General features: G+C 53.4%; 12 protein-coding genes. 10 read left to right on the top strand and 2 right to left on the bottom strand.

The window, feature by feature from the left end; translation table 11 throughout:
* The first annotated feature begins 129 nt into the window (after window positions 1-129).
* Window positions 130-5,847, top strand: a complete 5,718-nt coding sequence (locus GA565_RS15140) for a hypothetical protein (protein WP_152199154.1) — start codon at window positions 130-132, stop codon at window positions 5,845-5,847.
* Window positions 5,848-5,958: 111 nt separating this feature from the next.
* Here the strand turns inward: GA565_RS15140 and GA565_RS15135 are convergent, their stop codons facing one another.
* Window positions 5,959-6,906: a sulfonate ABC transporter substrate-binding protein gene (locus GA565_RS15135; protein ID WP_152199153.1), complete on the bottom strand. Its 948-nt coding sequence runs from the start codon at window positions 6,904-6,906 to the stop codon at window positions 5,959-5,961.
* A 124-nt stretch (window positions 6,907-7,030) separates the two neighbouring features.
* Window positions 7,031-8,920 carry a sigma-54-dependent Fis family transcriptional regulator gene (locus GA565_RS15130; protein WP_152199152.1) on the bottom strand — a complete coding sequence of 630 codons (1,890 nt, stop codon included), beginning with the start codon at window positions 8,918-8,920 and terminating at the stop codon, window positions 7,031-7,033.
* Between the two features lie 273 nt (window positions 8,921-9,193).
* Here GA565_RS15130 and ssuD point away from each other — a divergent pair, with 273 nt between their 5' ends.
* From ssuD to GA565_RS15085, 9 genes are all read left to right on the top strand, one after another.
* Window positions 9,194-10,366 carry an FMNH2-dependent alkanesulfonate monooxygenase gene (ssuD, locus tag GA565_RS15125; protein WP_152199151.1) on the top strand — a complete coding sequence of 391 codons (1,173 nt, stop codon included), beginning with the start codon at window positions 9,194-9,196 and terminating at the stop codon, window positions 10,364-10,366.
* A 10-nt stretch (window positions 10,367-10,376) separates the two neighbouring features.
* The gene (gene sfnG, locus GA565_RS15120) at window positions 10,377-11,480 is read left to right on the top strand and encodes a dimethylsulfone monooxygenase SfnG (protein ID WP_152201534.1); all 1,104 of its coding nucleotides are present in this window, start codon (window positions 10,377-10,379) and stop codon (window positions 11,478-11,480) included.
* Window positions 11,473-12,888, top strand: a complete 1,416-nt coding sequence (locus tag GA565_RS15115) for an FAD/NAD(P)-binding protein (protein WP_152199150.1) — start codon at window positions 11,473-11,475, stop codon at window positions 12,886-12,888. Before sfnG ends, GA565_RS15115 begins: the two co-directional genes overlap by 8 nt.
* A gap of 99 nt (window positions 12,889-12,987) precedes the next feature.
* On the top strand, window positions 12,988-14,397 hold the full coding sequence (locus GA565_RS15110) for an LLM class flavin-dependent oxidoreductase (protein WP_152199149.1): 1,410 nt from the start codon (window positions 12,988-12,990) through the stop codon (window positions 14,395-14,397).
* A complete protein-coding gene (locus tag GA565_RS15105) occupies window positions 14,394-15,410 on the top strand; it encodes a methionine ABC transporter ATP-binding protein (RefSeq protein ID WP_152199148.1) in 1,017 nt (338 codons plus the stop codon). Before GA565_RS15110 ends, GA565_RS15105 begins: the two co-directional genes overlap by 4 nt.
* Window positions 15,407-16,111, top strand: coding sequence for a methionine ABC transporter permease (locus GA565_RS15100; RefSeq protein WP_152199147.1), 705 nt, complete (start codon window positions 15,407-15,409; stop codon window positions 16,109-16,111). The genes GA565_RS15105 and GA565_RS15100 overlap by 4 nt, the downstream gene beginning before the upstream one ends.
* On the top strand, window positions 16,108-16,983 hold the full coding sequence (locus GA565_RS15095; protein WP_152199146.1) for a MetQ/NlpA family ABC transporter substrate-binding protein: 876 nt from the start codon (window positions 16,108-16,110) through the stop codon (window positions 16,981-16,983). The genes GA565_RS15100 and GA565_RS15095 overlap by 4 nt, the downstream gene beginning before the upstream one ends.
* A 208-nt stretch (window positions 16,984-17,191) precedes the next feature.
* Window positions 17,192-18,679 (top strand): MFS transporter, encoded by a 1,488-nt coding sequence (locus tag GA565_RS15090; RefSeq protein ID WP_152199145.1) that lies wholly within the window; start codon window positions 17,192-17,194, stop codon window positions 18,677-18,679.
* Window positions 18,672-19,880: an acyl-CoA dehydrogenase family protein gene (locus tag GA565_RS15085; RefSeq protein WP_152199144.1), complete on the top strand. Its 1,209-nt coding sequence runs from the start codon at window positions 18,672-18,674 to the stop codon at window positions 19,878-19,880. The genes GA565_RS15090 and GA565_RS15085 overlap by 8 nt, the downstream gene beginning before the upstream one ends.
* The last annotated feature ends 10 nt before the right edge of the window (window positions 19,881-19,890 follow it).

The raw sequence follows: 19,890 nt of genomic DNA, 5'->3' as shown, positions 1-19,890 counted from the left end.
TGCACCGTATGGGGGATAAAATAAGAATGCAAAAATACATAATTTTCCGCCCATTTACCAAAGCCCTCCCTGACCACATCATCCATCATCGCGGTAACTGATTTTCTATTTACCTTTTAAGGTGTTTGTATGCATCCCTCCTCCTCCTCCCTCTCCCAGCGGCTGGGTCTTCATAAGCTCAATTCCGTGCTGGACGGTCAGCGTACCCCGATGCAAAGCCTCCCTGAACGTGTCAGTCACGATACCCTAAAGCAGCTGCACCAGGTCATGACTCAGGGAAAGGGCTGGCAGGAAGATGAGGCGTTTTGCCAGACTCTGGAGGGTGTTCTGGGCAATGATGAGTTCCGCGAAGAATTCAAGAAAGACACCGGGCAGTCCTTGCACATGAGTGCAAAACATCTGTCTACACCTCAGGCAAAACAGCTGATGTCGTTTATCTCTGCACAGCTCGTGCCAGAAGCCGCTCCCTGCGCAACACCTGACTTCTCCGTTTCGTCCGGCCAGTCATTGCAGAACGTCATGAAGGACTGCCTGAAACAAATGACCCTCGATGTTCTGCTAGAAACGACTTTGAAACTGACCGGCATGGACATGCGTATCGCCGAAACACTTGTGCCGGTGATAACGTTAATCCGCGAAGCCCGAACCGCGCTTTTATCCGGGGACGGAAACCTGGCCGACCGCCTGAAGGGACTGACAGAGGCGCTGAATACCGCCCGAAACAGCCTGAAGCTTGCCTGTCCTGGCTCTGTTGTTTTCAAAGGCACAGACATTCTTTGTGACGTAGCGGATGTATTACACATGGGGCTGGCTTCCTCTGACCTGAGTGGGTTGAAAGCGCCGGTGGAAAAATTAGGCACCCTTCCAGGGCTGGCCTCCGCCTGCCAGGCGATGCTGCCTCTGCTTGAGCTGGGTAATCAGTTGCAGCAGTGGAATAACAGCAGCATAACGAGCCAGGAGCTGGTCCGGTCCCTGATAGACAAGGTGATGCCGGAACAGCTGTCTCTTCTGCTAAAGGTCGGAGAAAAAATAGCCGCAGGGGTGCAGTCTGGAAAGCTGCAAGCGAAAGGGCTACCGGAATGGCCGAAAATGGATGACAAAGTCGCCTGCCTGCAGTGGCTGAAAGCCGCCCTGACCAACGATTCATTACGTGAAACGCTGGCCACGGCCGACAATCAATGGCTTACGCAAACTCTGGGGCTTAACGCTGAGGAAGCCGGATACGTACAGACACATCTGCTGCAGTATGCGCAGCCTCTGGCCCGTTTTCCGGCTCAGGGCACGCCTGCAGAGTGGCTGCTGGCGCTCAAGACGATGCCCGGCCTTTCAGACATGGTCACCCGGGCAGACATCAGCCTGAATGATAACCTTGGGGCCGTCGGCTCCCTGTTGAAAGACAACACGACCCTGTCCCGGCTTGGGGGCGTGGCAACGGCATCTGGCACCACGGGAAAACTCTGGGAGGCACTGAAGCTGATTGACACCGGCAAATCGTTGACGGTAGTGAAAAATATATCTATCGAAACATTGAAGAAAACCTTCGGTGTGGCCACGGATGCGGCAAGTGCCATTTATTTGGTATTGAAAAAGGCTAACGCTTTTCGGCTCAGCGCCTATTGGCCCGGGCAATCTGTCGGTGACCCCGTTCGGCTTTATCGTGACGTATTCTCCTTCATTAAGGAGGATGTCAAAAATAATCCTGACGATTATAAGAATGCCACCGTTGAAACTTTGCTGGCCACCGTGGCGATGGCGTTCAAGAGTCTGGGGGGGAATCATGTGCCGATAAACTTTGGGGGAAATACGGCGCAGTGGCTGAATGCGTATGCGCAGGCAGACCCTGAGAAACTGACCGCCGTGGACAAGGTGCTGATGCACGCCGTGCTGGAGCCTCGCGCAATACTGGAAATCAAGCGAGCAATACAGCAGGAAGACACCGTACAGGCCCGAAAACTGCTTGAGCCTCTCAGCGATGCGCTGCAGTTATACGCGGGCGATTCGCCATTTTTGCGTCAAATGGCCGCTGCCCTGCCGTACATTCCGGCCCTGAATGAGGCATGGAAAGAAATCCGCGCCATGGACCTGGGTGAACGAAAGGCGCTAGGGAGTGACATTCAGATGCAGAATGTTCTGCTCACAGATATTTTGCGCAACAGTCGTGAGGTTGTTTCTGTTGACACGCTGGTATCGCGACAAAAGGCAGTCCTGGCCCTGCAGGAAAAACTGGGGAGGCTGCAGGAGCAGTGCGGAGACGCTAGCGGCCTGATGAATGTGTTGCAGGCCGAACTGGATGCAATGAAGGTTGCCGTCAACATGCAGACCGATGAAAGCCGAATGCGTCTGAGCGAGGAGTTGGAGCTGGTGCAGTCTGACCTGAATAGCCTGAAAAATCCGGCCACGCTAGGCGCATTGTCACCGGACGAGGTGTCTCAGGTCTTTGCTCGACAGGCCAGCCTCCACGAGAATGTAAAGAAAACCCTGGTAGAGGAAGGGGTATCGCCTGCAGAGATAATGAAGGGACAACTTAAGGAGATGACCAATACTCTGCATGCCCTGCCCCTGGAGCTTAAACTGACGGACATGGGGTCACTGGTACACTTTGCGACAGAAGCCGTGACACGGCTGGCCACCAGCACGAAACCCAACCTGGTGAGCGTTAGGGGCGAGCTGGCCACGCTGGTGAGAAATGCGGCGTCAGACGGGCTGTCGGAAGTTGTGCGCTGGTCGGGAAACCAGATGATGAAACTTTTCACCAAAGAAGTGGAGCTGACGCCGGAGGAGAAGGCGCTGGGCATGTTTGTCATTGAGCAAGAGTTGAATGCGGGGCAGTTGGCGACAGGGGCGGCGGCGGGTGCGGCGTCGGGCGCGCTGCTGTCGGTGATGTTCCTGCTGCTTTCCGGGGAGGGCATACCGGGCCTGAAGGGGAGGAAAGAAAGTACGTCTGCGGTGACACTGCGCACGACAGCGACAGATATTAACGGGGAAAGTGAAACTCAGACAGTGCGACTGACCCCGTCGCGGGCGGGGGTATACGCCGCCACCACTGAGCCGTTAAGCCGGGAGGGCAATGACCTGAAGAAATGGCTGATGCTGGCCCTGCCGGTAGTGGCTGGCGCAGCGGCCGGTGCCGGGATTGCGGCCGCCATCAATCCGGCTATAAGGGAAAAGCGAGGCGAAAATGATGTGCCGGACGAGACGAACCCGGTCATGACCGGACCCGGACAGTTGCATATCATTACCGGAGAGGATGGCATCACTAAAGGGATTAATGTGGGTCCTGGTCAGCGTCTGAGTCATTACAAAGATGCTGACGGGTCGATGAAGACCCTCCTTCTGGGAGCGAACCCGAGGCACCCTCTCATTTCAACACGGGCGGCAGATCCCTCTGTGGGGTTGCAGGAGAATGCACCGGAGCAAGAAAGAGCGGGACGTGTAAGACGTGCGACAGATGCTTCCGAGCGGGGGCAGGAGAATGCACCGGAGCAAGAAAGAGCGGGACGTGTAAGACGTGGATTCGGTGGTGGGGGTTTTTTTACGAGTCATACGAATCGAAAAACACCGCCTGCCAGACACACCCCGGCCCCGCTTGTCACTAATAATCAGCCACAGGTTGTACCTCCCGCTGAGACGCAGGTTATATCTCATGAGACGCAGCTTGAAAACATCAGATCATCATGGGATCTGAATTTTGTTATGACCAAAGCCGTTGCCCCTTATATGGAAGGCGTTCTGGATGGCGGTAAGACTGTTCTTTCGAAACTGCACGCGCCTTCGTATATCTGGAACTATGTTCAAAAGGCCATTGATGAAAATATGCTTTCGGAGTCTCTGAAACCTAACAGCCGTATTAACGTGACGAGAACGGTAACGGAAGGCAGTGGCAGAACAAACATTGCAGTGAGAAAAATAACAGATTCTTTACCGCTAACCGATCTGGTTAGCGGTAAGTTTCATGGGATTAACCTGGAAGTTAATTGGGATAGCCATATACCCAGTGCATTTCAGCAGAAGATTCTTCCAGGATCCGAACGTGGATTATTTACTACGGGAGATTCGCACTCGGCAGTTATGGAGACATTTAATGTTGAAATGGCCGAGCTTAAAACAAATGTAGTAAGAAAAAATAACTTGTCTAATTTTTATGATTTATCATTCAAGGCAACCGCGAAGGAGCTTTTGAATTCAAATAACGTTAAGGATATTTTCAAACATCAGCTTAACCAATGCGTTAATGGCGAGAAAACACCTTTGTTGATGTCTTTGAATACAGAAAGCTTAAAGGAAGTTGTTGCCCTTCGTATTGGGTCGGATGTTTTGGCTTGGGATGCTTTGGGTAACAATATTGAGTTCAAAGATGATAACAAGTTGAGTAGGAATGATCAGGATTGGATATTGAATCATCTTTCTATTTATACGAAAAATAAGTGTCAGGATAACAGGGAAAGATTTGATACATTTATCCAGACTTCTATTACGGGCAACAAAATCCCCATTGAACATAGATACTCACGCCTGTCATTTAACGACTCCCATAATATTGGGAAAGATACTGCTGAAACCAGCATCCGTCGTATGGAAGAAAATATTGATACATTAGTTAAAACGCCCAATGAAATACTTAGAGACCAGCTCGTAAGTATTGCATTTGATGCGGTAGGAGGCGTCTCTGCTTGGATACCAGGTTCTGGCATCGTGGCTTTTTTGGCCAAAATTGCGCTAAGTACCGGTATTAGTGTAGCCAAAGACTTAACCCTCGCTACGCTTGCAGATACTTATAAAGAAAAAACTGAAATATTGTCAAATGTTTTGCAAAATATCATTTCAGGCTTGGTTTTAGATGGTATTACTGTGGGTGCTGATTTCGCAGGCAGATGCATGAAAAGCAAAGCTTTCACTAATTTTTTTGATGCCGATAATGTAAAACCACGGCTAACCCAAGGAATGCCGTCTTCTCCTTCCAGACCTCTGAGGCTTGATGACAACCTGAAAGTAACCGTTGACCTGAGCGGTATAGAGCCACAGACGACGGGGAATTATAGCGGCACTTACAAGAGAAATTTTAATTATTATATTAACCAAGACGGTTTCGCCTACGAGGTATTCCTGGACCCAAGTAGCAAGACTCTAAGATTGAAAACTCCCGACCAGGAACTGAGGAGTGGGTACCACAAGCCGGTGCGCTTTAATACGGAGACTAAGCGCTGGGAGACTCACTCGGATGTAGGATTAGCGGGAGGTGGGAAAGCTGGGAGCAATAAATCAAATCAGAAAGTAAAGCCACAGGCACCTTCGAACGTAGCGGAAAATCCCCCACAGATAAAAAAGGTGGATTACAATCTTGCTACAGAGATTGATGCGAAAAATCTCTTAGTGAATCTGAAAAATAACAATGAAATTAGACTGGCGATAAATTCCCCAAGCGGAAAGTGTGAGGCTATGATGCAGCCAGTAGCTAATTTTATGAAAGATAATGGATTTACTGATGTTCGTTATCGTGGCATGTTTATGTGGACTAACGGTGCTGAAAAAATACCAGGAAATCACTATGCAGTGGTGGGAAGAAAAGGGGGGAAGGATTATGTTTTTGATATTACCGCTCACCAGTTTGGTGACAGAGGAATGGTCAGTTTAACAGACCCTCTGATTCTCTCACATGATGCTTGGGTGGCTAAATACCTAGGGGCTACCAGAACCAAGCGTATTACCTATCAAGATCACAATACAATAAGCGCTGCCAAGGACAATTACAGAATAGATACTGTTGTTCGTGAAGAACGTTTAACCAAGCTTCTTCCGGACGAAAAAGTATTAACTGCCCCTGGATGGTACAAGGCTAATTTCAGTTAACGATAAGCGGATGAACAAGACGTTATGTGATCGTCTGACAACGTGCGGGCAATGATTACCCAATGCTCCGCACGTTACGTTGAACGCCGTGGGCCGAGCTCGCGAAGAAGATCAGTGCTTGTCCAGAGACCAAGTGGCGCTGTTGACGTTAACCGCCACCGGCAACAGGCCGACGTTTTTGAATTTATCCGCAAGTACCTGCTGCTCTTTAAACACTTGTGGCGTCATACGCTCGGCGCCAAACGGCATTCTCGCCAGCGCTTTTGCCCAAATGCTCTTATCCAGACCGGTTGATTTAGATAAAATATCGGCAGTTGCATCGGCATGCGTGTTGGCCCAGTCGCTGGTGCTTTTCAGCTCATCAATCAGCTTCTCGGCAGTCTGCGGATAGCCTTCGGCAAATTTTCTACTCGCCAGGAAGAAGGTGTAGTGCGGCACTAATCCCTCAGCGTTTTTCAGCTCACGGGCCTTAGCGTTGGTTTCAACTTCGGCCAGGAACGGATCCCAGATAACCCACGCGTCGATAGCACCTCGCTGGAAGGCGGCCCGGGCGTCGCTTGGGGCCAAATAGACCGGCTTGATGTCTTTGTAAGTCAGGCCCGCATTTTCAAGTGCGGCCACCAGCAGGTAGTTAACGTCGGATCCTTTGTTGAGCGCCACGCGTTTACCTTTTAGGTCGGCCACGGTCTTAATGGCCGAGTTTTCCGGCACCACAATGGCTTCGGTTTTCGGACTCGCCGGGGAGTGGGCCAGATAAACCAGGTCAGCCTTGGCCGCCTGGGCAATAACCGGTGGCGCATCGCCGGTGGCCGCGAGGTCGATACTGCCGACGTTGAGTCCTTCAAGCATCTGCGGACCCGCGGTAAACTCGACCCAGTGCACGTCAATTCCCTGTTTTTTAAAGTCGGCATCCAGCGTACCGCGATATTTTAACAGCGCGAAAATGTTGGCTTTCTGGTAGCCGATATTCACCTCTTTCGGCGTCGTTTCGGCCTGCGCCGCCTGCACGGTGGCGAGTAAAACGGCGGCCGCTATCGTGTTGAGGACTAACTTTTTCATTTTTATTTCCCTGGAATAGATATAGCTAAAAGGTTGGTAGTTCGGAAAACATAGCAAAATTTGTAATAAGGGCTTAATAGATTAACGGCATAAGTTAGATAAAAGTGGGGTATATGACGCGGGACTACTCGGTCCACACCGCATCGCGCACTTTAATCGCCCTCGGGATCAGTCCCAGTGCGTAAAATCTGTCGGCTATAGCCTGCTGGTCTCGAATAATCCCCAAATCCATTCTTTGTGCCTGATGGCTGCGCCGCGCGAACGCGTGAGTGAGCGAATCAGTCGCCATTCCCAGCTCGGCGGAGAGCAGCGTGGCGGCCTCAACACGATTGTTATCTATATAGCGGCCTGTTTTTTCCAGCGCGCCCATCAGATGATGTAGCAGATCGGCGGAGTGCGCTGCAAAGTCGCGGTGTGCCAGATAAAACTGATGATTATTAACCCGACCGCTGCCATTGGCTATCACTCGCAGCTGGCCGCCGCGCTCTGCGTCGCTGAGCAGCGGATCCCACATCATCCATGCATCCACCGCGTGGTGATCGCTGGGAGTTAACGGGTATTTAGGCGGAGAATAGACCACTCGCACGTCATCGAGTGTAAGACCGGCTTCATCTAGAATTTGCACTAGCAGGTAGTGCACATTCGAGCCTTTATTCACTGCAATACGCTTGCCGCGCAGATCGCCGATCGTCTCTATCGGGCTTTCATTAGCCACCACCAGCGCCACGCTTTGAGGGGCAGGCGGCTCCCAGGCAACGTACAGCATACGATTGTCATTAGCCTGTGCAAATAACGGCGGCACCTCGCCGGTGGTGCCAAAGTCAATTTCACCGTTGCTCAGTGCATGTAACAGCTGCGGTCCGGCGGGGAACTCACTCCATAAAACGCTGATACCACGGTTGGAAAAATCAGATTCCAGCAGTTGCCGGGCTTTGAGGATGCCGAGATTGCCAAATTTTTGATAGCCGATGCGCAGTTCACGCTCGTTCGACGTTAGCGGTGTTCCTCCACGGATGCCGCTAACGGCCAGGCTGCGGCGGGGTTTGATTAGCCCGAGATGACCCAAATGTGTACGCAGCGTATTGCGACTGATGCCAAGCAAGGAGGCAGTTTGCAGCTGATTGTTGCCGCTCAACTCAAAGGCGTTGCGCACTAATGAATCAATAACACGTTGATAAACCTGATCATCACCTTTTTGCAACTGCTGGCGCATGAACTCGTCAAGTGCCTCTTCGCTAAACGGCAGCGAGTCGGCAGCGAGCGGGCCAAGGCGTAGCTGACGCGGTGTGATAACCGGTTCTTTACTCAGTAGCACCGCGTTATGCAGGGTATTTTCAAGTTCACGAATGTTGCCCGGCCACGGATATTCCATCAACGTCAGCAGGGTTTCATCGCTCAGTTGCAGCTGCGGACGCCCCAGGCGACGGGCATAAAGGCGCAGAAAATGCTCGGCCAGCAGCGGGATATCTTCTCGACGTTGGCGCAGGGGGGGCAGTGTGACCGCGGCAACGTTCAAACGGTAATACAGATCCTCGCGAAAGCGCCGCTCACGAATGGCCTGCGCTAAATCGACGTGTGTTGCGGCAATGACCCTCACGTTAACCTTCACGGCACGACGCGACCCCACGCGCGTGACCTCGCGCTCCTGCAGTACGCGTAGCAGCTTAACCTGCAGCGGCAGGCTCAGCTCGCCAATCTCATCAAGCAGTAACGTGCCCCCCTCTGCGGCCTCGAACCAGCCCTGATGACGGTCGCGCGCGCCGGTGAACGCGCCTTTTTCATGACCGAAGAGTTCAGACTCCGCCAGACTTTCAGTCAACGCCCCGCAGTTAACGGCCAGAAACGGTTGCTGCCTGCGCGGGCTATGGTGATGTAAATAACGCGCGACCACCTCTTTACCCGTACCGGTTTCTCCGACGATAAGCACTGTAGCGTCAGTAGGCGCCAGACGGTCAAGTACAGTCTGAAAAGCTATCGATGCGGGATCGATCAACGTAGGTCCGTGACTCTGCATCTTCACTCCAGATAATTAGGCGGGAGACAGACAATACCGCCGAGTGAAGGCTTGAGCGAGGGGGTAAAACATCAAAATGTTGCGAATGCAGCAGTGGCATCGCAGCCTGTGTTGCATTTGCAGCAAGTTTTTAGCGAAGATTTATTTCTAATGCTCTGAAATATAAGAAAAATAAAATCATTATGTCTTGGCACGCTTCCTGCTTAGTTGTTTATAACCAAACTGAAGTTTTGAATCTAATAAATTCAGATATCGTTATATAGGAAAGTGATAATGAGCCACTCAGCGCAGGACAACATCAACGTATTCTGGTTTTTACCTACTCACGGCGACGGACGCTATCTCGGCACTACCGAAGGAGGACGTCCCGTTGATTTGCCCTACTTACAACAGGTTGCACTGGCCGCTGACAACCTTGGCTATTACGGTGTGCTGATCCCGACCGGAAAAAGCTGTGAGGATTCGTGGCTGGTCGCGTCGGCGTTGGCACCGATTACTAAAAAGCTGCGTTATCTGGTGGCGGTACGTCCTGGCCTGCAGCCGCCGACGCTGGCGGCACGCATGGCCGCTACCTTGGACCGTCTTTCTGAGGGACGTTTGTTGATTAACGTCGTGACTGGCGGCGACCCGGTTGAGAACAAGGGTGACGGAATTTTCCTCAGTCATGCCGATCGTTACAAGGTGACCCGTGAGTTTCTTGACGTTTACACACGGCTGTTAAAAGGCGAAAAAGTAGATTTCCATGGCGAGCATATTCGGGTTGAAGGTGCTGAGGTGCTGTTCCCACCGGTCCAAGAAAACGGCCCGCCGCTCTATTTCGGTGGTTCTTCCGACGAGGCTATCGACGTTGCCGCCGACCAGATTGATACCTATCTGACCTGGGGCGAACCGGTGGAGCAGGTGGCAGAGAAATTGGCAGTAGTGCGGCAGCGCGCTGAAAAACGTGGCCGCAAACTCAGCTATGGCATTCGTCTGCATGTGATAGTGCGCGAAACCGAAGAGGAAGCCTGGGCTGCGGCAGACCGCCTGATTGCTCATCTCGATGAAGATACTATTGCCGCCGCGCAGAAAATCTTTGCCCGCATGGACTCAACCGGACAGGCTCGTATGAGTGCGCTGCACGGCGGTTCGCGAGACGGACTGCGCATCGCTCCGAATCTGTGGGCCGGGGTGGGTCTGGTTCGAGGTGGTGCAGGCACGGCGCTGGTAGGCAATCCGCAGCAGGTCGCCGAGCGTATTCGCGAGTATCAGGCGCTGGGCATAGACAACTTTATTTTCTCCGGTTATCCGCACCTTGAAGAAGCGCATCGTTTTGCCGAGTTAGTAATGCCGCTGCTGCCGCTGGCATCGAACGCGGAAAAGCGTCAACGCACAGTCAACACCGGACCCTTCGGTGAAACCATCGGCGGCGATCGTCGTCCGGTAAAACAGAATACTCGCCATTAAGGAAACAATGATGAGCCATAAAATCAGTAACGAACCTATCCAATTTGCCTACTGGGTGCCGAACGTCTCTGGTGGTCTGGTTATCAGTAATATTCCTCAGCGCACCAGTTGGGACTTTGACTATAACCGCAAGCTGGCGCAAATTGCCGAGCGTGCCGGTTTTGACTATGCGCTGACGCAGATTCGCTTCACCGCAGGCTATGGCGCAGACAACCAGCATGAGTCGGTGGCGTTCTCTCACGGACTGCTGGGCGCTACCGAAAAGTTAAAAGTGATCGCCGCGCTGTTGCCAGGCCCCTGGAATCCGACGCTGGCGGCCAAACAGATAGCCACTATCAGTCACCTGACCAACGCACGCATCGCGGTGAATATCGTCAGCGGCTGGTTCCGGGGTGAGTTTAAGGCCATCGGCGAGCCGTGGCTGGATCACGAAGAACGTTATTTGCGTTCCGAAGAGTTCATTCGCTGTCTGCGCGGAATTTGGCAGGAAGAAACCTTCAACTTTGCCGGTGATTTTTATCGCTATCGCAACTATGTCATGAAGCCTAAGCCACTCAACCCATTGCCTGAAATTTTCCAGGGCGGAAGCTCTCGCGCCGCGCGTGATATGGCGGCCCGCGTGTCGGACTGGTATTTCACCAACGGTAACAGCGTAGAGGGTATTCGCCAACAGGTTGAAGATATTCAGCATAAAGCCGCGATTAATCAGCATCAAGTTAAGGTCGGGGTTAACGGCTTTGTCATCGCCCGTGAAAGCGAGGAAGAGGCAAAAGAGGTGCTGCAGCAAATTATCGACCAGGCCAATCCGGATGCGGTTAAAGGCTTCCAGCATGAGGCGAAAAATGCCGGTAGCGCCTCTCCGGAAGGTGAGGGCAACTGGGCAAAATCTACGCTGGAAGATTTGGTTCAATACAATGATGGTTTTAAAACTAATCTGATCGGCACGCCGCAGCAAATTGCCGAACGCATTATTGCCCTGAAGAATGCCGGTGTGAGCCTGATGCTCTTGGGTTTCCTGCATTTTCAGGAGGAGGTCGAGTTCTTTGGTCGCGAAGTTATTCCGCGGGTACGTGAGCTTGAACGTCAGCAGCAGCCGGAGTTGAGTCATGGTTGATCGACACATTGTCATCGTTGGTGGCGGATTTTCAGGCACAGCGCTGGCTATTCAACTGGCGAGGCGGGGCAGTGCTGGACTCAGAGTCACGGTCATTGAACCTCGCGACCAGCTCGGGCGTGGAGTGGCCTATGGTACGCGAGATTCTGCGCACCGTATTAATGTTCCCGCCGAACGTATGCACCTTTCAGCCGACGAAGAGGGGGATTTTGACCGTTGGTTCCGCGCGTCACCTGCCTATGAAAAAGATGCCGATGCCCGCTGGCTCGACGGGAAAGTCTATCCGCAGCGTCAGGATTTCGGTACTTACATCGGCGAACGGTATGCGCAGACGGCCGCGTCTTCGACGGTTGAGCTAAACCACATTCGCGACTACGCCGTCGGTTTTGACGATGGCTGTGTGATAACCGCAAGCGGGAAACGCTATCAGGCCGACGACATTGTGTTGGCCATTAGCCATCCACCTCCGGCGTTGCCGAGTGTGCTGAAAACCCTGAAAAATACTCCCGCGCTGATCGCCAATCCCTGGCAGGCCGATGCATTATCCGCCGTAGCGCCCGACGACCGAGTGGCAATTATTGGCAGTGGACTGACCATGTCAGATGCGGTGGCCTCGCTGCACCGGCAGGGGCATCGCGGACCTATCACTGCATTTTCGCGCCGGGGCCAGCTTCCGCGCCCGAATCTCAGCGGACAATTTGAACCGCGCGCATTGGACTACTCCCAACCGCAGCGCGCCACGGCCCGCGGCTGGCTGCGCCGTATTCGTGATGAAGTGGCGCAAGCCGCCGAACAGAGTTTGCCGTGGCAGCTTGTGCTCGATGACATTCGCGTCAACGGCCAACGCCTGTGGCAGCAGTTTTCCCTCAAGGAACAGCGACGTTTTCTGCGCCATCTTCGTCCGTGGTGGGACGTACATCGTTACCGTATTGCGCCACAGGTGAGTGCGGTATTGCAGCAGTTGCAGGAAGAACAGCGTCTGCAGGTCAGGGCCGCGCGCTTAGCCGGTGCTGCCGCAGTGGGAAAGGAACTGCAACTTACCCTACATCCGCGCGGTGCTGAACCTGAGCCACTGACCGTCGACAAAATTATCGTCACCACCGGTCCGGCGCACGGTTCACTGCTGACCGGTGATGCACTGCTAAGCCAACTGGCAGCGCAGGGGCTCATTCAGGCTGACCCGCTGGCGTTGGGGATTTGGGTTAATCAACAGTCGCAAACGTTGAACGGCTCGGGAGAGGCCAATCCACACCTGCTGGTAGTCGGCCCCGCCGCGCGAGGCCGCTTTGGCGAGCTGATGGGGTTGCCGCAGGTGGCTGAACATGCCGAAAAGCTAGCCCACCAATTACTCAATGTCGCCGTGCCTTCTCTGAAGGGTCGATGTCCAGCCTCACTGAAAAACGTCTGATTTTATTCTGATGTCACTCTGATTTATTTCTGATTTTTACTCGGAACAACACCATTGGATCGGGCGGCCATGACTGACCCGTTTGCTTAGGAGTACGCTATGTCATCGCAACGTGAAATTCGCCTTAATGCTTTTGATATGAACTGTGTCGGCCACCAGTCGCCTGGCTTGTGGAGGCATCCACGCGACCGCTCTTGGCAGTATAAAGATTTATCATATTGGACTGATTTGGCGCGTTTGCTTGAGCGCGGCAAGTTTGATGGCCTGTTTATTGCCGACGTATTGGGCGTGTATGACGTGTTAAACGGCAACAACGATGCCGCTATTCGCAACGCAACCCAGGTTCCGGTTAACGATCCGCTGGCGCTTATCACCCCGATGGCGCTGGTGACAGAACATCTCGGCTTTGGTCTGACGGCGTCACTCTCTTTTGAGCATCCATACCCTTTCGCACGCCGTCTTTCAACGCTGGATCACCTGACCAAGGGCCGTATCGGCTGGAACATCGTGACTTCCTATCTCGAGAGCGGTGCCCGCAATATTGGTTATAAAGAGCAAACTGGGCACGATGCGCGCTATGACTATGCCGATGAGTATCTGCAAGTGGTTTATAAGCTGCTTGAGGGCAGTTGGGAAGAGGGGGCAATTCTGCGCGACCGTGAGCGTGGTATTTTCAGTGATCCAAGCAAAATACATCCGATCAACCATCAGGGAACCTTCTTCCAGGTGCCCGGTATTCACCTTTGTGAACCTTCGCCACAGCGTACGCCAGTCCTTTATCAGGCGGGGGCGTCGAGCCGTGGAAAACAGTTTGCTGCCGAGCATGCCGAATGTGTGTTCGTTGCCGCGCCGTCTAAAGTGTTGCTGAAAAAAACCGTCGCTGATATCCGACGCCGCGCAGAGGAGGCGGGTCGTGACCCGCACAGCATTCTTATTTTCAATCTGCAAACGGTGATTGTGGGGGAAACCGACCAGCAGGCGCAGGCCAAATGGCAAGAGTACAAAAGCTATGTCAGCTATGAAGGCGCGCTGGCGCTGATTTCTGGCTGGACCGGCATTGATTTTGGCCAGTATCAGCCCGACCAGGTGCTGAAACACCTGCACACTAACGCCATTCAATCCGCGGTAGAAACTTTCTCTACCGCCGATCCGAATCGGCAGTGGACCGTGCAGGGTCTGGCTGACTGGGTCGGCATCGGCGGTTTTGGTCCGCTGCTGGTGGGCAGTGCGCAAACCGTGGCCGATGAGTTACAGAGTTGGGTAGAGGAAACCGACGTTGACGGCTTTAATCTGGCCTACGCGGTGACCCACGAAACCTTCACCGACGTGGTCGAACTGTTGGTTCCTGAGCTGCAAAAGCGCGGCGTGTACAAACAGGATTATCAGACCGGCACTCTACGTGAAAAACTTTTTAGCAAGAGTGCGCGGTTGCAGGAGCCGCATCCGGGTGCCGGTTATCGCCGCGCCGCTCAGCCAGATACTCAGCCGGTGGGAGTGGACCTGCCATGATTGAAATCGACAGCCTGTATAAACAGTATCCCACGCCGGACGGTAAGAGGATTGAGGTGTTAAAAGGCGTCTCCCTCACTGTGCCTGCCGCCTCAATTACCGCAGTGGTCGGGCCGAGCGGCGCGGGAAAATCGACGCTGGCAAAATGCATCAGCCTGCTCGAAAAACCCACTTCCGGCAGTATTCGAGTCAATGGCAAAGACCTGTCCAGGCTTTCCGGCGAATCCCTGCGCCGTGAGCGCCGTGCTATTGGTACCGTTTTTCAGTCTTCTGCGTTGCTGCAGCGAAAAACGGTCTGGGAGAATATCGCGCTGCCGCTGGAGTGGCTCGGCGTGGTACCAAAAGATATTAAACGACACGTTGGGCAACTGCTCGAAAGCGTAGGGCTGACGGATAAATCCCCATTTTATCCCTCGCAGCTTTCCGGTGGGCAGCGCCAAAGGGTAGGCATTGCACGCGCGCTGGCGCTGAAACCCTCTGTGCTGTTGGCCGATGAAGCCACCTCAGGGCTGGATCCCGAGGCAACGCAATCAATTCTGACTCTGCTAAAACAGCTGCGAGACCAGTTTGGTTTGGCCATTGTGTTGATAACACACGAGATGGACGTCGTGCGCAGCGCGGCGGATGCGGTGGCTGAAATTCGTGACGGCAGGCTTTTACAACACGGCACGCTTCAGGCACTGCTTGCCCAACCAGAATCTCGCCTTGGTCAGCAGCTTTTTCCGCTTCAGCCGATTGATGCCAGCAGTGATTTGGTGTTGCAGCTGAGCTATGGCGATCGTCGACTCGCCACCGATTGGATAAGCCAGCTCAGTCAGCAGCACCATCTGCAGATTGATGTGCTGGCTGCCCACGTCGAGAAGGTGGGCGACAGGCTGGCGGGAAGAATGCGCATTGGCGTGCGCTTTAACCATCGGGCAGTCGATACCCAAGCGCTTATTCAACAGCTCTATCAGCTCGGTATTAACTCGGACGTTATACAGACTACCCAGCTGTGGCAGGAGGCAGTATGAAATCGGTCGATGTGATGAGTCAGGACACACCCTGGAGCCAAATTCACACCCTAATGCTGCCCGCCTATCTTGAAACCTGGCTGATGGTCGGCATCGTTATGCTGTTTGTGGTGACCCTCGGGGGATTGCTGGGCATCGTTTTATTCAACACCTCCAAACGCGGACTGTTTGTCCAGCCAGGCGTTAATCACGCCCTAAGCTGGCTGGTCAATATGGGGCGGTCGCTGCCGTTTCTGGTGCTGATGGCGGCAATTATTCCTTTCACCTTCTGGTTAACCGGTACCACCATCGGCATTCCTGCGGCAGTGATCCCGATGATTGTCGCCGGCACGCCGTTTTTTGCACGCCTGGTGGAAAACGCGCTGCGGGAATTACCTGCCGACGTCACCGCCGTAGGGCTGGTTTCGGGAGGGTCAACCTGGCAAATAATTTCACGGGCGCAAATCAGCGAAGCCTTGCCGGCGATTGTGGCGGCAATCGTTCTGAATCTTATTTCGATGATTGAGTATTCCGCCATTGCCGGCACCATCGGCGCGGGCGGTATCGGATATTTGGCCGTGGTGTATGGCTATCAGCGCTTTGATAACCACATCATGATTGCCACCATCGTCGTGCTTATCGTCACTATTCAATTGATTCAATTTATTGGCGATCGACTGGTCGCCTCTCTTCAACACGCAAAGGGTACACATTCATCATGACGCAGCAAGATTTTGAAATTAAAAAGAAAAAAAACTGGCCGTGGGTAGCGCTGGTCGTGGCGATAATCGTCATCGCCGCCTTGGCCTGGCATTTTACCTCTCAGCAACGCCATGCCGTGACGTTTGGCACGACGTTACAAGTGCACTTTGAACCCGCAATGGCCGGTGAGCAGAAGCTTATCGAGTACGTTGCACAAAATATTGCCCCTGATTACGGCATTAAAATCGAGGCTGTGGGCCTGCAGGATCCGGTTCAGGCCGACAGAGCCGTAGCCGACGGTCAGTATGCCGCCACGGTTTATCAGCATCAGTGGTGGCTCAAGCAGGTTGTTGACGCCAATAAATTTGCACTCACACCCACGATGCCGCTGTTCCAATGGGCGTTTGGTATTTACTCGGACCGCTATCATTCCATCGATGAGCTGCCGCAGGGGGCCGAAATCGTTGTGCCAAACGACGGTGCCAATCAGGGGCAGGCACTTTGGCTGCTACAGCGTATTGGACTGATCGGCCTCAACCCGGCTGTTGAGCCACGGACCGCGAAATTGTCAGATATTAAAGAAAATCCTCATAACTTTAAGTTTAAAGAGCTGGACTTGTTAACCATGCCTCGCGCTTTAAATTCGGTAGACGCGGCCATTGGCTATGTTTCTCAGTTTGATGCCGGAAAAGTGCCTCGTGATAAAGGCATTTTATTCCCTGCCGCGCCAAAAACCTTTGCTTCGCAGCTGGTGATCGGTACGCCTTATCTTAATGACGAAAATATTATTAAACTGAAAAAAGCCTTTGCTGACCCACGTTTGCAGCAGTGGTTAAAAGAGACGAATGACCCATTGGTCCGAGGTGTTTTAGTGCCCGTCTCGGCAGAGTAAATTCTCGATATTTTGATCCCACACCGGGTTGGCGTAATGCTAATCCGGTTTTTGTGCTGCATTAAAAAACAATATAACTTATTGATTTTAATGAATTTAATATCAATATTTGTTGTTTGTTATTCCCTGTTCCGCGTTTTATAACTTCATGTGTTCGCCTGCAAACCATTCTCAATATTTGTCTTTACATTAAAAACACGAGGGTACTATGAGCACGATAAACATCGACGACGGCATCGCCTCACCGCCGCCTCAGTCAACGCCGATTCGCTCGGTTGGCGACGTCGCCAACTTGATTAACAGCCGTTCTAACAAAAACAGCTATGCCCGCTGGATTGTATTCCTTGCGCTGGGGGGCGTATTCCTCGATGCCTATGACCTGACTACGCTGTCCTACGGCATTGATGACGTGGTTAAAGACTTTGGCCTGACACCAACAATCACGGGTCTGGTGACCTCCTCAATTATGATTGGCACCATCGTGGGTAATTTGCTTGGGGGCTGGCTCACCGACAAATACGGACGTTACTCGGTATTTATGGCCGACATGCTGTTCTTTGTGGTCTCGGCTATCGCCGCTGGCCTGGCACCGAACGTTTGGGTGCTGATTGGCGCACGCTTCCTGATGGGGGTAGGCGTCGGCATTGATTTGCCGGTCGCGATGGCCTACCTGGCGGAGTTCTCGAAGTTTACCGGTAAAGCCAACAAAGCCTCGCGGCTGGCGGCCTGGTGCCCGATGTGGTACGCCGCTTCTTCGGTATGTTTCTTCATTATTTTCGGACTTTATTTTGTCCTGCCAAAAGAGCACATCGACTGGCTGTGGCGCGCTTCGCTGCTGTTTGGTGCCGTGCCCGCGCTGCTGATTATTGCGGTGCGCAGCAAGTTTATGAATGAGTCACCGCTGTGGGCTGCCAATCAGGGTGACCTGAGCGGCGCGGCGCGCATTCTGCGAGATTCCTACGGCATTGATGCGCATGAAGATAAATCGGTCTCTCAGGCAGAGGCTAAAAAAACACCGCCTAAAGTCAGCTTCCGCGTTTTGTTCCAAAAGCCTTACCGTGAGAGAACCCTTGTTGCGGGCGTAATGAACGTGTGTATCTCCTTTGAGTACACGGCGATTGCCTTCTTTCTTCCGTCGATACTGGCGCAGTTCCTGGGGGCTGGCGTCTTTGAAACTATCTCAGCTTCGCTCGGGCTTAACGCGCTGTTCGCCTTCACTGGCGGCCTGCTAGGCATGCGTCTGGCGTGGAAATTCCCTTCGCGTCACGTCGCTATTGCCGGTTTTGCCCTGCAGTTTATTGCCCTGGTTTCTCTGGCGCTGATGGGTCATCCGCAGGCGATTATCGGCGTAGTGTTTGCCATCGCGATGCTGGGTCTATGGCTGTTTGCCGAAGGCTTTGGTCCCGGGGCGCAGTTAATGATCTACCCAGCACTTTCCTATCCTACGCACATTCGCGCCACCGGCGTCGGTTTCAGCCGTTCGCTTTCCGGCATCGGCAGCGCGCTGGCACTGTTTATTCTGCCTATTCTGCAGGCCAGCTTTGGCACCAACATGTTCTGGATAGTCTCTCTCAGCGCCATTATCCCCATCGTTTTCCTGTTGGTCGTCCGCTTTGAGCCGACGCGCCACGACATTGATGCCCCTGAAATTCAGGACTCTGAAAATCACGCCCACCGTGGAGAACAACATGTCTGAACCCCTGACAACGCAGTATGAGACTTTGGCGGCTCGTTTTAGGCCGCTGTTTGCTCGCATAGCTGAAGGCGCAGTAGAGCGCGAAACAACCCGCTCACTGGCCTTCGAGCCGATTCGCTGGCTGAAGGAGGCAGGCTTTGGCACGCTTCGTATTCCGGTCGAAGAGGGCGGCTTGGGTGCTTCACTGCCGCAGCTGTTTCAACTGCTGACCGAACTGGCCGAAGCTGACTCCAATCTGCCGCAGGCGCTGCGTGCCCATTTTGCATTTGTTGAAGACAGGCTCAACCAACCCGACAGTGAAGAGAGAAAGCGCTGGTTTAGACGTTTCATCGACGGTGAGCTGGTAGGCAGCGGATGGACAGAAATCGGCAACCTCAAGCTGGGCGAGGTGGTGACTAAAGTAACCCCGACGCCAAACGGTTGGACGCTGAACGGTCATAAATTTTACAGCACAGGCACCCTGTACGCGGACTGGATCGACGTGTATGCCCAGCGTGAAGACAACGGCCGCGACGTGATTGTACTGGTCAATACCCATCAGTCCGGCGTGGTCCGTGAAGACGACTGGGACGGCTTTGGTCAACGGCTGACCGGCAGTGGAACGACGCGTTTTGAGCAAGCGCAGGTTGAGGCCGCGCACGTTTACGATTTCAGCGAGCGTTTTCACTATCAAACCGCTTTCTATCAACACGTGTTGTTATCCACGCTGGCCGGTATTGCGCGCGCTGTCACCCGCGATGCCGCGCACGGCGTGGCCCAGCGCAAACGTATTTATAGCCACAGCAACGCTCGACTGGTTAAGCAGGACGTACAGGTCTTACAGGTAGTGGGACAAATTTCGAGCTGGGCCTATGCGGTTGATGCGACGGTGCAGCAGGCCACGCACTCGCTGCAAAAAGCCTATGAACTCCACGACAGCGGCGACGACGCGGTGATTCATCAGGCCAACGTGCAGGCGGAGGTTGACTCGGCCAAGGCGCAGGTAATTGCCAGTGACCTGGTGCCGCGCGCTGCCACAGAGCTTTTTAATGCCCTCGGCGCATCGGATACCCGCACCAGCAAGGCGCTGGACCGCCACTGGCGCAATGCGCGCACCGTGGCCTCACATAATCCGGTAATTTATAAAACACGCAACGTCGGCGACTGGGAAGTTAACGGCAATGAACCGACCTTTATCTGGCAAATCGGCAACGGTGAATAAGGAAAATGCA

The sequence above is a fragment of the Rouxiella sp. S1S-2 genome (genome assembly GCF_009208105.1).
Taxonomy (GTDB): Bacteria; Pseudomonadota; Gammaproteobacteria; order Enterobacterales; family Enterobacteriaceae; genus Rouxiella.
Note: the sequence above shows the minus strand (reverse complement) of the source record. Positions and strands in the feature narration are given on the sequence as shown.